The sequence below is a fragment of the Petralouisia muris genome, assembly GCF_004793545.1.
Lineage (GTDB): Bacteria > Bacillota > Clostridia > Lachnospirales > Lachnospiraceae > Petralouisia > Petralouisia muris.
On the sequence record NZ_SRYA01000005.1, the window covers coordinates 83,984 to 98,425 of the forward strand.

13 protein-coding genes and 1 riboswitch are annotated in these 14,442 nt (G+C 45.2%); of the genes, 12 read left to right on the forward strand and 1 reads right to left on the reverse strand.

Features of this window, described 5'->3' with window-relative positions; all coding sequences use genetic code 11:
• The first annotated feature begins 6 nt into the window (after positions 1-6).
• From E5329_RS03595 to E5329_RS03610, 4 genes are all read left to right on the forward strand, one after another.
• On the forward strand, positions 7-1,707 hold the full coding sequence (locus E5329_RS03595) for a Hint domain-containing protein (protein ID WP_135988231.1): 1,701 nt from the start codon (positions 7-9) through the stop codon (positions 1,705-1,707).
• 231 nt (positions 1,708-1,938) lie between these two features.
• Positions 1,939-2,193: a hypothetical protein gene (locus E5329_RS03600; protein WP_135988232.1), complete on the forward strand. Its 255-nt coding sequence runs from the start codon at positions 1,939-1,941 to the stop codon at positions 2,191-2,193.
• Positions 2,194-2,309: 116 nt separating this feature from the next.
• Entirely contained in the window at positions 2,310-3,068 is a 759-nt protein-coding gene (locus E5329_RS03605; RefSeq protein WP_135988233.1) for an N-acetylmuramoyl-L-alanine amidase, read from the forward strand.
• A gap of 216 nt (positions 3,069-3,284) precedes the next feature.
• A complete protein-coding gene (locus tag E5329_RS03610; RefSeq protein WP_135988234.1) occupies positions 3,285-4,220 on the forward strand; it encodes an ATP-dependent acyl-CoA ligase in 936 nt (311 codons plus the stop codon).
• Positions 4,221-4,273: 53 nt separating this feature from the next.
• On the opposite strand, the gene E5329_RS03615 is transcribed toward E5329_RS03610, so the two are convergent.
• Entirely contained in the window at positions 4,274-4,795 is a 522-nt protein-coding gene (locus E5329_RS03615) for a peptidylprolyl isomerase (RefSeq protein ID WP_135988235.1), read from the reverse strand.
• 251 nt (positions 4,796-5,046) lie between these two features.
• On the opposite strand from E5329_RS03615, the gene E5329_RS03620 reads away from it, so the two are divergent.
• The 8 genes from E5329_RS03620 to E5329_RS03655 all read left to right on the forward strand — a co-directional run bounded on the left by E5329_RS03620 (position 5,047) and on the right by E5329_RS03655 (position 14,415).
• Positions 5,047-5,673, forward strand: coding sequence for a single-stranded DNA-binding protein (locus tag E5329_RS03620; RefSeq protein ID WP_135988236.1), 627 nt, complete (start codon positions 5,047-5,049; stop codon positions 5,671-5,673).
• Positions 5,674-5,818: 145 nt separating this feature from the next.
• A complete protein-coding gene (locus E5329_RS03625) occupies positions 5,819-6,301 on the forward strand; it encodes a cob(I)yrinic acid a,c-diamide adenosyltransferase (protein WP_135988237.1) in 483 nt (160 codons plus the stop codon).
• A gap of 57 nt (positions 6,302-6,358) precedes the next feature.
• Positions 6,359-6,530: riboswitch (Lysine riboswitch) on the forward strand.
• 93 nt (positions 6,531-6,623) lie between these two features.
• Positions 6,624-7,517, forward strand: coding sequence for a 4-hydroxy-tetrahydrodipicolinate synthase (gene dapA / locus E5329_RS03630; protein ID WP_135988238.1), 894 nt, complete (start codon positions 6,624-6,626; stop codon positions 7,515-7,517).
• 260 nt (positions 7,518-7,777) lie between these two features.
• Positions 7,778-8,542 (forward strand): 4-hydroxy-tetrahydrodipicolinate reductase, encoded by a 765-nt coding sequence (gene dapB / locus E5329_RS03635; protein WP_135988239.1) that lies wholly within the window; start codon positions 7,778-7,780, stop codon positions 8,540-8,542.
• A 74-nt stretch (positions 8,543-8,616) separates the two neighbouring features.
• Positions 8,617-10,572: a fructose-1,6-bisphosphatase gene (locus tag E5329_RS03640; protein WP_135988240.1), complete on the forward strand. Its 1,956-nt coding sequence runs from the start codon at positions 8,617-8,619 to the stop codon at positions 10,570-10,572.
• Positions 10,573-10,803: 231 nt separating this feature from the next.
• Entirely contained in the window at positions 10,804-11,691 is an 888-nt protein-coding gene (locus tag E5329_RS03645; RefSeq protein WP_135988241.1) for a sulfide/dihydroorotate dehydrogenase-like FAD/NAD-binding protein, read from the forward strand.
• A complete protein-coding gene (gltA, locus tag E5329_RS03650; protein ID WP_135988242.1) occupies positions 11,691-13,076 on the forward strand; it encodes an NADPH-dependent glutamate synthase in 1,386 nt (461 codons plus the stop codon). The genes E5329_RS03645 and gltA overlap by 1 nt, the downstream gene beginning before the upstream one ends.
• Before the next feature lie 172 nt (positions 13,077-13,248).
• A complete protein-coding gene (locus E5329_RS03655) occupies positions 13,249-14,415 on the forward strand; it encodes an FprA family A-type flavoprotein (protein ID WP_135988243.1) in 1,167 nt (388 codons plus the stop codon).
• Positions 14,416-14,442: the final 27 nt, after the last annotated feature.

Here is a 14,442-nt window from a genome sequence, read left to right on the forward strand (position 1 = left end):
AAAGGCATGGAACAGAAAGCGGTAGAAATGGATTTTTATAAAGAAAATTATGCAGATGAATTTTTTGAGGATTTTGGGGGCGCTGAGGCTGCAAAGCTTAAATATCCGCTGGTGTACGCTGCCGTTCAGAAAACCCATCAGTGGGAGAAAGAAGCGGCGTTGCGAGGGAAGAGGCAGAATGAAAAAACAAACGGTGACGATATGGAAGAGAAGGGATTTGTGCTGGGAGCCATATATCCCACAACGGCCGGCAAAACGGACGCTTTTTTGGAAGGCCGGATGACAGAGGCGGAACCGACGGATCATGTGATTGCCTGCGACGCCCTGGGCACGGTAAAGGAAGCGGTTCAAATCGGGGTAACCATGGAACTGATGGATCTGACGTTGGGATCATTGCTGGATGTTACCAGCAGCTGTGTGGAAACAACGGACATCAAAGGCAGCATTGCATGCCTGACGAAAGAAATCGGGCTCTATAACGATCATAATCTTCAGGCGGACAGTGCATTTTATTATCTGTATCCCAATGGCGTCTGCGGCAAGGCCAAAATGAAAGCGACAAATTATGCGCTGATTAATGGAAACAGCATGGTTTCTGAATTTGTGGTGGATGATCCGAAAATTATGGCGGATCACACCTCCAATAAGCATGTGACGATTGTGTATGACAGAGAACCAAAGAATCAGGAAAAAGCGGATTATTCTTACAAAAAAGATGAAATTGAAATTCAGGGGGACTTGGTCAGAACCATCATTCCTGTAAACGGCAGTATCCACCTGGCAAAAAATCTGGAACCTAAGGGACTTTCCAGCGTCATTGGCCTGCTGCTGATATATAATGAAGAAACAGTGGTGTCTTACCATTACCAGAATATCGGGGAACTGAACAATTATCTGACGCCAGAGAAGCAGAGCGACGGTACCTATAAGCTTAAATTTGCCTTTGACAAGGACTGGGGCGCTTACCTGAAGAAAACCAGATATAATGACGGCACTTATATCACCGACTGCCAGCTTCGGTGGAGCTTTCGGTACGATTGTTACCGGTTAGGAAATGATGGAAAACGGCTGAAGGATGAAAATGGGGATGAGGTTATTTTTGAACTGGGTTTTTGCATCAACAGTGAAGCATCTGCCCCTTCTGGAGGACAGTATAATAAGTCCGGGGGAAATAAAGTGGTGATTCCCTATTTGTTTATCCAGTGGGGCTGTTTTGGCCGGGATACAAAAATAAAAATGGCAGACGGAACTCAAAAACCAGTCAGTGAAATAGAGCCGGGAGAATCTGTGATGGATGATAAAGGCAATTCGGCTGTAGTGAGAGAAGTGTATACCGGCCAGGAAGAATCCCTGTTTCAGATTCAGACGGAGTCAGGAAAAATATTAGAACTTACGGCCGGACATCCGGTATTAACAGAAATCGGCATGGTAAAGGCCTGCAATCTGGCGCCGGGGGCGGCGCTTTGTACCGAAGAAGGCAGAGAAGAAATCGCTGAGATCAATGAGAAAGAATATCACGGCACGGTATACAGCCTTGACTGCGGCGGCGCACATCTTATCGCAAACGGGCTTACAGCCGGGGATTTTGTCTGCCAGAATGAAGGAAAAAAGAAAAAAACACCGGAGATTTCAGAGGAAATGAGAGCGCTGATGGATGAGATGAAACGTATGCTTAAGGATTTCGCTTCATCTGCAAATGCAGTCTGATCCTCTTCCTGAAGTAAAAGGGCTGTCAGAATTCATGGATTTTGTGAATTCTGACAGCTGTTTTTCTCTGTAGAGTTTGCCGGCCGGGCGATTTGTTCGGGGCTTGCCTCCAACCAGGAGAGCGGGTATGGAAGTACGGGTTCGCGTTCCGAAGCAGCGAAGCGCTGTGAATGTCAAGTTTGTTTTCCGTTTTCTCATAAACATTAAGTTTGTAACTACGGATGAAACGTTGTGGTCAAAAAAATATGTAAAATTAAAACCAAAAAAGTTGTTTTTGATTTTAGTGATTCTGATTTGGAGATACGAAGAAATAAAGAAGAGCAATATTTGATAGAGTATGTCAGTATTATCGTTGCTTTAAATAAAAAGCAGGATGCGAATTTTTTCCTGGTTTTTTCCATTCATTATTCAGAGCTGCTGGATGAATTTACTAGAAATGACAGTATCTATATTATAATTAAGAACAGAGAGGGATCGCTAAGATGAGGAGGGAAATAGGAAATGGAAAGGACAAAAGAAAAATGGAAACTTCTCTTTACCGATGCATATGATAAAGGAAACATTATTTGCTTGTGCCCAAAGGAGCGCAGGAAGGAGAAACCATGGCAATTACGATAATTTTGGACGCCGGCCACGGGGGATATGACAATGGGGCTTCCTACAATGGAAGAAAAGAAAAAGACGATAATCTGCGGGTCACCCTTGCAGTGGGAGAAAAATTAGAAGAAGCGGGATACAATGTGCTTTATACAAGAACCACTGACCGTTACGATTCTCCCTTTGAAAAATCTCAGATAGCCAATCGTTCCGGAGCAGATTATTTCATTTCCTTCCACCGGAATTCCAGTGCAAATCCCAATACCTACAATGGAACCCAGGCTTTGGTATATGAACTTGGGACAGAGGCGGCAAGACTGGGAGCTTCCATCAATCAGGAGCTGGTAGATTTCGGATTTAAGGATCTGGATGTGGTGGAGCGTCCCGGACTTGTGGTGCTGAGAAGAACCCAGATGCCGGCAGTGCTTATGGAACTGGGATTTATTAACAACGATGAGGATAACCGGCTCTTTGATGAAAAATTTGATCAGATGGTAGACGCTATTGTAACCGGGGTGGAAAAGGCGCTGCCCTTAGAGAAGCCGACTCAGAAATACGGAGTGCAGGTAGGTCTGTACCGGTACGAATCTAATGCAGAATACATGCGGGAGCAGCTGGAAGATCAGGGCTATTTTGCGTCCATCCGCTGGGAAGATCCTTATTATGCAGTGATTGCAGGACGGGAAGAAAGTCTTGAGGACGCAATGGAGCTGCAGGCAAGGCTTCGGCAGGATGGATACGATACCCTTGTGGTAAGCATGTAATTCTAAATTATTTATAAAAACAGAAAAAAGTATTTACAATCCGGGCAGATTTTTGTATGATAAAACCATCTTTTGTTCAGTGTACAAGAATCTGTGTACAGAATTTTCAAATAACAATTCCAGATGAAACGGATCAGAATTATCTTCCTACTTTCCTTAGAATATCTGGCGGTGATATTCTCCTTTGCAAAATGAAAATACAGAGGAGAAGAAAGAATGAAAATAGCATTTTGGAGTGAAGAAAGGCAGGCGGAGACAACGTACCATACGGCTTTGGTTGCCTGTGCGTCTGCATTAATGTTTCCGGTACGCGCCGTTGTGGTTTCCGGCGGTTACAATGGGAAAGAGCTGGAGAGAAATTTTCCGGTCAGGAGAAGACGCCCGGGGCAAAGATGGAATACCGGATGGAAGCTTACAGAACTGGGCAATACGTCAGTGCTGAAACAGGATTTCAGACGGGAATCAGGAAGTTATGAGGCGTCTGTACTGGAAAGGGAAACTGCAGAGGCGGGCGTTTTGGCAGCGGAACAGCAGGGGTATATTGTTTCCAGAGGGCTGGACTGCCTGCTTGGAAAGCAAGCGCAGGAATTGACGGAGCAGGTAATCTTGGAAAATGTCCGTCAGGTAGTAAAAGGCAGGCTCTACTGTCTTCCTGGCAGCCGGAGGCAGGAGCAGGAATGGTGGCATGAAGATCCATTGTTTACCGGCTTAAAACAGGTGATTGATGGGGTGGAAAACTGCTTTGATGTGATGTTTGTGGATTGCGGCAGCAGAGAAGATGATTTTGCACGGAACATATTAAAGGAAGCGGATGTCTGCGTTTTGAATATGACTCAGGAAGAGGAACGTATCGGAGATTATTTCAGGAATCCGCCGAAATGGAGAGGGAAAACATTTTTTTTGGTGGGAAATTATTTTCCAGATGGATTGTATACAAGAAAAAATCTGGAACGTCTTTACCGGATTGACGAGAATCTTTTGGGAGCCGTTCCCTATAATCCGCAGCTGCAGGCGGCTGGCAGAACCGGCAGGACCGACAGCAGGCTTAAGGAATATATAGGGAAAGGCCCCAAGGGGAAGAACGTTGAATTTGAACAGGAATTAATCCGAACGACAAGGCTGATATTGAAGCTGGCGGGAGTTGTTTCATAATTCCGCGGCCTGGACCATACAGATCACAGGGATAACATGGAGGCCGTCCTGAATTAAACTTTCTCCGGTTCTGGATAAGCTTCCCCGAAGGTTTCAACGGTGACCTGTTTCAGAACCTGCGGTTCCATCGGGCGGTCAGAGTAGTCGGTGGCCGTCTCGGCAATGCGGTTTACGGTATCCATCCCTTCGGTGATTTTGCCGAAAGCCGCATATGCGCCGTCTAAATGAGGAGAATCTTTATGCATAATGAAGAACTGGGAACCGGCAGAATCCGGAGCCATGGTTCTTGCCATGGAAAGAATGCCGGGGCTGTGTTTCAAATCATTGGAGAAGCCGTTTTGGCTGAACTCTCCCCGGATGCTGTAGCCCGGGCCTCCGGTTCCGGTTCCTTCCGGGCAGCCGCCCTGAATCATAAAGCCTTGGATGACACGGTGGAAACAAAGCCCGTTGTAATAACCGCTCTGAATCAGGCTGATAAAATTATTCACCGTATTCGGGGCGATTTCAGGATAAAGCTCCGCCTTCATAATATCACCGTTTTCCATTTCAAAAGTTACAATTGGGTTTTGAGCCATAATATTTTACCTCTTTTCGATGTGATGATGAAATGCCTGACATTTTCACAATAAAAGCATTGTCAGTTTTGTCCGCCGCTATTGTGGATGCCAGCGCTCTCACAATAGATTATACTCTGGAACCTGTATTTCGTAAAGAGTAAATCCTGTCGACAAGAAGTGCGAATATTTTCAGAAGCCCAATGTTATCCTTTTAGAAAAATTCATACTTCATCGATTGCCATCGATATACGAAAGGGGACATAATACTCATGGCAGATAAAATTTTTGAAAACAATCAGGTTACAATCACTGGAGAGGTGGTTTCAGATTTCCAGTATAGTCACGAGGTATTCGGGGAAGGATTTTACATGGTAGAAGTATCTGTAAATCGTCTGAGCAATTTTGCAGACATTATTCCTATGATGATTTCTGAACGTCTGATTGATACACAGTGCAGTTATATTGGACAATACATTCGGGTAGACGGCCAGTTCCGTTCTTATAACAGACATGAAGAAAAGAGAAACCGTCTGGTGCTGTCTGTATTTGTCAGGGAACTTGAATTTGTAGATGAGATTCCAGAAGGGGAAAAGAGCAACCAGATATTTCTGGACGGATATATCTGCAAGGACCCTATTTACCGGAAAACTCCTCTTGGGCGGGAAATTGCGGATCTGCTTATTGCGGTGAACCGTTCCTATGGAAAATCAGACTACATACCATGCATCTGCTGGGGGAGAAACGCCAGATATGCTTCCGGATTTGAAGTTGGGGGCCATGTACAGGTGTTCGGAAGAATCCAAAGCAGGGAATATGTGAAAAAGCTTTCTGAAACAGAAGTGGAGCATAGAGTTGCATATGAAGTGTCTGTAAGCAAGATAGAATATTTGGAATAGAAAAGAAAACTTTGTAAATAATAAAAAATAGACAGAATACATAGTTAGAAAAATAGAATTTTAACACAATGATTTAACAAAAATTTGCATTTTCCCATGGTTTGTGGTATTTTAAAAAATATTTAGTCTAAGAAAGGAAAATGGCATGTGTAGAGAAAAAGTTACTGTTTATTGCGGAGACGGGAAAGGTAAGACGGCAGCAGCGCTTGGATATGCAATTCAATCCGCAGGTCAGGGGAACAGTGTGATTATTGTCCAGTTTCTGAAAGGAAAAAAGGAGGAAGAGGTAAAGCTTCTGCGGAGGTTGGAGCCGGAAATAAAGTTTTTCAGCTTTGCACGGTTAGAGAAAGATTTTACAGAACTTTCCGAAGAAGAGCAGCAGGAAGAAAGCATGAATATACGCAATGGATTCAATTTTGCAAAAAAAGTTCTGGTTACGGGAGAGTGCAGCATTCTGATTCTGGACAGCTTTCTGGAACTTTTGGACAATCAGATGCTTTCAGAGGAAGATTTGGAAATATTGATGAACGCCAGATCGGAGGATACGGAGATTGTATTTACCGGAAAGCATGTAAGTAAGGCATTGTGGACATATGCCGGGAAAATTTATGAAATTCATGCAGAATAATGAATATCACTGTTGACTTTGCAGCAGGAAAATGCTATATTAGCATTAAGAAAAATATGACTGGATAGAGGTTGCGCGATTCATGAGTAATTTATCGGATGTGGCAGGCACAGAGGAAGATAAGGGAAAGGGAAGAGCGCCGAAAGAATTCTTTACCTGTAAGAGATTCTTGGGCATATAATGAATAATTATATGACTGTCATCGAATGGATGGAGAGCTATCATGGATTTGTAAGCAGAGAACAGAGTTTTTTGCAAGTATCAGAATCTTTAAGCCGACTTGTCCAGTCGGCTTTTTTACATCATTGAAGGAGGAAGGTATATGGCGATTTTTAAAGGAGCCGGCGTTGCCCTTGTAACGCCAATGAAGGATAATCTGGAAGTGAATTATGATAAGCTGGCAGAGCTTTTAGAGGATCAGATTAAGAATGGAACAGACAGTATTATTATTACCGGAACTACCGGAGAGGCGTCTACCCTTTCCGTGGAAGAGCATCTGGAAGTGATTCGGCAGACAGTATCCATTGTGAATAAAAGGATTCCGGTGATTGCAGGAACCGGTTCTAACTGTACGAAGACAGCGGTAGAGTTGTCCCGTCAGGCTCAGCTTGCAGGAGCAGATGGACTGTTGGTGGTGACTCCTTATTACAATAAGGCGACCCAGAAAGGTTTGATGAATCATTATATTCAGGTGGCAGAACAGGTGGATCTGCCGATTATTATGTACAATATCCCGGGTCGGACCGGATGTAAGATTGAGGCGGAAACGGCAGCAAAGCTGAACCGGGAAGTGGAGAACATTGTTGGAATGAAGGATGCGGTAGGAGACATTTCTTATACCCTGAAATTAATGGAACAGACTCATGGGGAGTTTGACATGTATTCCGGGGAGGACGGTCAGGTAATTCCGTTTCTTGCCTGCGGCGGGATTGGAGTGATTTCTGTATTGTCTAATGTGGCGCCGAAATTTACCCATGAGATGGTGATGAATTATCTGAATGGGAATCAGAAAGAGGCTCTTGCGATGCAGTTAAAAGCCCTTCCGCTGGTGGATGCGCTGTTTTGTGAGGTGAATCCGATTCCGGTGAAGGCGGCAATGAATCTGATGGGCTGGAATGTGGGTCCGCTGCGTGCGCCGCTAAGTGAGATGGAGCCTGAGAATGTGAAAAAATTATCAAAAGCGATGCAGGAATTTGGTATTTCCTTGCCAGGATAAAGATTAAGGGGTTGCCCTATTAAGAATAAGAATGGTAAGATATAGGCAGGATGGTTTTGCGATGCCGTATCTGAGATTCTCACGCTTAAGGGGCAGCCCCGCTTGCATGTGATGGCAGCGTGCAGAATGGCAGGAAGTCTGTGTTAATCTGCAGAGAAAGATAAAATTGGACATGGCAGGGAAACAGGCAGAATATAATGGAAGTTACAGAGCATGATAAAGTTACAGAGCATAAGAAAGCTACTTAGGAGGAAACAGAAATGGTGAGAATGATTATGCATGGATGCAACGGTAAGATGGGGCAGGTGATTACTGAAATCTGCAGGAAGGATTCTGAAATTGAGATTGTCGCAGGCGTTGATCCCTATACCGGAGTTGAAAATGCGTATCCAGTATTTTCAAGTATTGAGGAATGTGAAGTGGAAGCAGATGTAGTGGTGGATTTTGCTGCCGCCGGGGCAGTGGACAGCCTGCTGGATTACTGTGTAAAGCGCCGGCTGCCGGTAGTTTTGTGCACCACAGGATTAAATGAGGCCCAGCTTGCTCAAGTGGAAGAAACAGGCAGGCAGGTGGCGGTGCTGAAGTCTGCAAATATGTCCCTGGGGGTGAATACCCTGATGGATTTGCTAAAAAGCGCGGCAAAGGTGCTGGCAACGGCAGGATTTGATATTGAGATAGTGGAAAAGCACCATAATCAGAAGGTGGATGCTCCCAGCGGCACCGCCCTGGCCCTGGCGGATTCCATCAACGAGGCGTTAGATCAGGCGTATGAATATAAATATGACAGAACCCAGGAAAGGAAAAAGCGGGACAAGAAAGAAATTGGAATTCAGGCAGTTCGGGGCGGCAGTATTGTCGGAGAACATGAAGTTATTTTTGCCGGGATGGATGAAGTGATAGAGATGAAACATACCGCTTATTCCAAATCGATTTTCGGAAAAGGCGCTGTGGAAGCGGCCAAATTTCTGGCAGGGAAACCGGCGGGAAGGTACGATATGAAAGATGTGATAGCAGCAGGAAAATAAGTGTGGTTTTTAAATGGTTTTTAATTTATAGGAACAAACAGTAAAATATTGGAGAAGTCAGGGAGATTAGTAAAATGGGAACGGCAGATATCAGATATTTAAAAGGATTGGCAAAGCAATATCCTACCATTCCGGCAGCAGCCACGGAAATCATTAATTTACAGGCAATTTTAAGCCTGCCCAAAGGGACGGAGCATTTTATTACGGATATCCATGGAGAATACGATCAGTTTCAGCATATTATGAAAAACGGCTCCGGGGCAATTAAACGCAAAATCGAAGAAGAATTTTGCAACAGCCTGTCCGTAGCGGAAAAAAAGAACATTGCCATTTTAATTTATTATCCGGAATTAAAATTAAAGCAGATAGTCAAGCAGGAGGAAAATATGGAGGATTGGTACAAGGTAACCCTGTACCGCCTGATCCGCATTTGTAAAAGCGCATCCTCCAAATATACCCGTTCCAAAGTCCGCAAGGCGCTGCCTAAGGATTTTGCCTATGTGATTGAGGAGCTTCTGACGGGCCGGCCGGATGTGGCAGACCAGGAAGCGTACTATAATGAGATCATTAATTCCGTCATCCGCACTGGAAGAGCTTCAGAGTTGGTGGTTGCATTCTGTAATCTAATCCGGCGGCTGATTGTAGACCATCTGCATGTAGTGGGGGACATTTACGATCGGGGGCCCTATCCGAACCTGATTATGGATACGCTGATGGAACACCATTCTGTGGATATTCAGTGGGGCAACCATGACGTACTGTGGATGGGGGCGGCGGCCGGCAATCCCGCCTGTATTGCCAATGTGATCCGAATTTCTGCCAAGTACGGGAATCTGAATACTTTAGAAGATGGATATGGAATCAACCTGATTCCGCTGGTAAGGTTTGCATTGGACAAGTATGAGAAGGATCCCTGTGATGTATTCCATCTGGATTACCGGGAGGATGAATATGATATCAAGGATGTCCAATTGGATGAAAAAATGCACAAAGCCATTACCATTATCCAGTTTAAGCTGGAAGGGCAGCTGATGAAACGGCGGCCAGAATTTCAGATGGAGCACCGTCTTCTTTTGGACAAAATGGATTTGGAGAAGGGAACGGTAGTTGTTGAGGGAAAAACCTATCCATTGAAAGACGCCTGCTTCCCCACCATAGATATGAAAAATCCCTATGAACTGTCTCCAGAAGAGGCGGATGTGGTGGAGCGTCTTGTCACAGCCTTTATTAACTGTGAAAAACTGCAGAAGCACATCCGGTTCCTGTTTACTAAAGGAAGCCTGTATAAGGTGTATAACGGCAATCTTCTGTATCATGGCTGTGTTCCCTTTAATGAAGATGGCAGCTTTAAAAAGGTGCGGATTTTTGACAAAGAATACAGCGGCAAGGAACTGTATGATGTGTTGGAGCATTACGCCAGAAAAGGCTATTACTCCATTGACTCTGCGGAGAAGCAAAAAGGTCTTGACATTTTGTGGTTTATCTGGCAGAATGCCAATTCCCCGGTATTTGGAAAGTCCAAAATGACTACCTTTGAACGGTATTTTATTGCAGATAAGGCCACCCATAAGGAGCCGAAAAATCCCTATTACCGTCTGCTGGAACAGGAGGAGATTGTAAACAAAATCTTAAAAGAGTTTGGCCTGGAAGATCCGGATTCCCATATTATTAACGGCCATGTGCCAGTAGAAACCAAACGGGGAGAATCTCCGGTGAAATGCAATGGAAAGCTTTTGATTATTGACGGAGGATTTTCCAAAGCGTATCAGCCCAAAACGGGAATTGCAGGGTATACTTTGATTTATAATTCCTATGGTTTGCTGCTGGCTGCCCACGAGCCTTTTGAATCGGTGGAAAAGGCGGTGCAGGACGGCAATGACATCCATTCCCATATGATGCTGGTGCAGCATGTGAATCTGAGGAAAACGGTTGCGGATACGGATGTCGGGAAGGAAATCAGGGAAAATATTGTGGACCTGGAGAAGCTGCTTTGCGCTTATCGGGAAGGCACGATTGTGGAGCGGCAGTAAAACATGAAGCTCAAATGGAGAGGGCTGCTGAGAAAGAAATCAGATTTCTGTGTTAACGGAATAAAAACCGGGCATCCAGCCATGGAGGAGTTTTAGAAAGGCGCGAAGAAGGCTACAAAGTAATTGAAATTTTATAGAAAGTATATTAGAATAAGAAATGGCGGCAGGCAGTATTGGAGGAGCTGCCGTCTCCAAAAGCACGTAGAAGATTAAGTAGGCGGAGGTTTAAGTATGTACCCAATTGTAAAGAAGAGAAAGCTCGCAGATAAGATTTTTCTTATGGATGTCAAAGCGCCCCGTGTGGCTAAGTCCTGTCTGCCCGGGCAGTTTGTAATTGTGAAAATGGATGAAGAGGGCGAGCGGATTCCGCTTACCATCTGTGATTATGACAAAGAAGAGGGAACGGTTACCATTGTGTTTCAGATTGTAGGCGCATCTACCCAGCGTATGGAATCCTTAGAAGAAGGCGGCTCTTTCCAGGATTTTGTAGGGCCTTTGGGATGTGCGTCGGAACTGACGGAAACTCCTTTGGAAGAGCTGAAACAGAAAAAGATCGTATTCATTGCCGGAGGCGTTGGAACAGCCCCAGTGTATCCCCAGGTAAAATGGCTCCATGAACAGGGGGTAAGCTGTGATGTGATTATGGGTTCCAAGACAAAGGAGCTTCTGATTCTGGAAGAAGAAATGAAGCAGGTTGCCGGGAACCTCTATGTGACAACCGATGACGGAAGCTATGGATTCCATGGAATGGGAACCAATCAGCTGGAAGAATTGGTGAAGAATGGAAATACATATGATTTGTGTATTGCAATCGGTCCGATGATTATGATGAAATTTGTCTGCCTTCTCACAAAGAAGCTGGAAATTCCAACCATCGTTTCTTTGAATCCTATTATGGTAGATGGAACCGGAATGTGCGGCGCATGCCGGGTAACTGTTGGGGATCAGGTGAAGTTTGCCTGTGTGGACGGTCCGGAATTTGACGGCCATCTGGTAGATTTTGACCAGGCGATGAAACGCCAGCAGATGTATAAGACAGAAGAAGGAAGAAGCATGCTGAAGCTGACAGAGGGAGATACCCATCACGGCGGATGCGGACAGTGCGGAGGTGACAAATAATGGATGTAATGAAGAAAGTTCCGGTACGGGAGCAGGACCCACAGGCGCGCGCTAAGAATTTTGAGGAAGTGTGTCTGGGTTATAATAAAGAAGAGGCAATGGAAGAGGCAGAGAGATGCTTAAACTGCAAGAACGCCCAGTGTGTTAAGGGATGTCCGGTAGCCATTGACATTCCCGGATTTGTCTGTCAGATTAAGGAAGGAAAGTTTGAAGAAGCTTATCAGACCATCAGCAAATCCAGCGCCCTTCCGGCAGTCTGCGGACGTGTATGTCCTCAGGAAAGCCAGTGTGAGGGAAAATGTGTCCGGGGCGTGAAAGGCGAGCCGGTTTCCATTGGAAAGCTGGAGCGTTTTACTGCAGACTGGGCAAGGGAGAACAAGATCAAACCAGAGCCTGCAGCAGAGAAGAAAGAGCATAAAGTAGCAGTGATTGGTTCCGGTCCTGCAGGATTGACCTGTGCCGGAGATTTGGCAAAGATGGGCTATGACGTGACAATATTTGAAGCTCTCCACGAGCCAGGCGGAGTTTTGATTTATGGAATTCCGGAATTCCGTCTGCCTAAGAGCGATGTGGTGGCAAAGGAAATCGAAAATGTAAAATCTCTGGGCGTAAAGATTGAGACAAACGTGGTAATTGGCAAAGCAGGAACCATTGATGAGCTGATGGAAGAGGAAGGATTTGAAGCCGTATTTATCGGTTCCGGCGCAGGACTTCCAAAATTTATGGGAATTCCCGGCGAACAGGCCAACGGCGTATTTTCAGCCAATGAATTCCTTACCAGAAATAACCTGATGAAAGCCTTTAAGGATGAGTATGACACGCCTATTATGAAAGGAAAGAAGGTTGCGGTAGTGGGCGGCGGAAATGTAGCCATGGACGCAGCCAGAACAGCGCTCCGTTTGGGCGCAGAGGTTCATGTGGTATACAGAAGAAGCGAAGAAGAGCTTCCGGCCCGTGTGGAAGAAGTGCATCACGCTAAGGAGGAAGGGATTATCTTTGATCTTTTAACCAATCCGAAAGAGATTCTGGTGGATGACAACGGATGGGTAAAAGGCATGACTTGTATCCGTATGGAACTGGGAGAACCGGATGAGTCCGGCAGAAGAAGACCGGTGGAGGTTCCAGGATCGGAATTTGATTTGGAACTGGATACGGTGATTATGTCTCTGGGAACCTCTCCTAATCCGCTGATTTCTTCCACCACCAAGGGACTGGATGTAAACCGCTGGAAATGCATTGTGGCAGAGGAGGAAAATGGAGCCACCAGCAAGCCAGGCGTTTTTGCCGGCGGCGACGCTGTAACAGGAGCCGCTACCGTAATTCTTGCCATGGGAGCAGGAAAAGCTGCTGCAAAAGGTATTGACGAATACCTTTCCGGCAAATAAGGTATTGACGAAAGGCCTTTGGGTAAGTAAAATATAATAGTTGGAAATGGAGACTGCCAGTTTCTGGCAGTCTTTGTTTTACGATACATATGGAACCTTTGCTGCAGGATAGGCAGTTTTCCTATAACTGCCTTACAGAGAATAAATTATAAGATTCAGGAGGAAAATAAGTATGAAAGACGTAACAATCACAGATAATATTTTGTATATCGGCGCAGACGATAAGGATTTGGATTTGTTTGAAAGCCAGTACATTATCCCAAACGGAGTATCATATAATTCCTATGTTATTTTAGATGAAAAAGTAGCTGTGATGGATACCGTGGATGCGAGAAGGAAAGAAGAATGGCTGAATAACCTGGAACAGGCATTGTCCGGGCGGAGGGTGGATTATCTGGTGGTTTCCCATATGGAGCCGGATCATGCAGCCAATGTCCAGGTCCTTGCAGAAAAATATCCGGACATGAAGGTTGTGGGCAACGCCAAGACCTTCCAGATGATTCAGCAGTTTTTTGATATGGATTTAACGGAACGTTCCGTAGTGGTAAAGGAAGGGGACGTATTAAGCCTGGGAACTCATGAACTGACATTTGTGATGGCTCCCATGGTACACTGGCCGGAGGTTATGGTTTCTTATGAGAAATCAGAGAAAATCCTTTTTTCTGCAGACGGATTCGGAAAATTCGGCGCGCTGGATGCAGAAGAGGACTGGGCGTGTGAAGCAAGAAGATATTATTTTAACATTGTGGGAAAATACGGCCCGCAGGTACAGGCGCTCCTGAAGAAAGCGGCAAATCTTGACATTGCCATGATTTGCCCGCTGCATGGCCCGATTCTGAAAGAGAATCTGGAATATTATATTGGAAAATATAATACCTGGAGCAGCTATGAGCCGGAGGATGAAGGAGTTCTGGTAGCTTATGCGTCCATCCATGGAAATACCAAAAAGGCTGCAATCAAAATGAAAGAAATTCTGGAAGCAAAGGGCGCCAAAAAGGTGGCTATTACCGACCTGTCCAGGGACGATATGGCAGAGGCCATTGAAGATGCATTCCGTTATGATAAAATGGTGCTTGCGGCAGCCAGCTATGACGGAGGCGTATTCCCCTGTATGGAAGATTTTCTGCACCACTTAAAGAGCAAAAATTTCCAGAAACGTACCGTTGCCCTGATAGAAAACGGAACCTGGGCGCCGGTGGCAGCCAGAACCATGAAGGTTGTGCTGGAGCAGATGAAAGAAATTACCCTTTGCGATCAAGTGGTTTCCATTAAATCAGTCATGAAGGAAGCAAATGTTGCAGAAATGGAAGCTTTGGCAGAGGAGCTGCTTGGAAAATAATTCTGCAGGAGCGCAAAGTTGGATGGC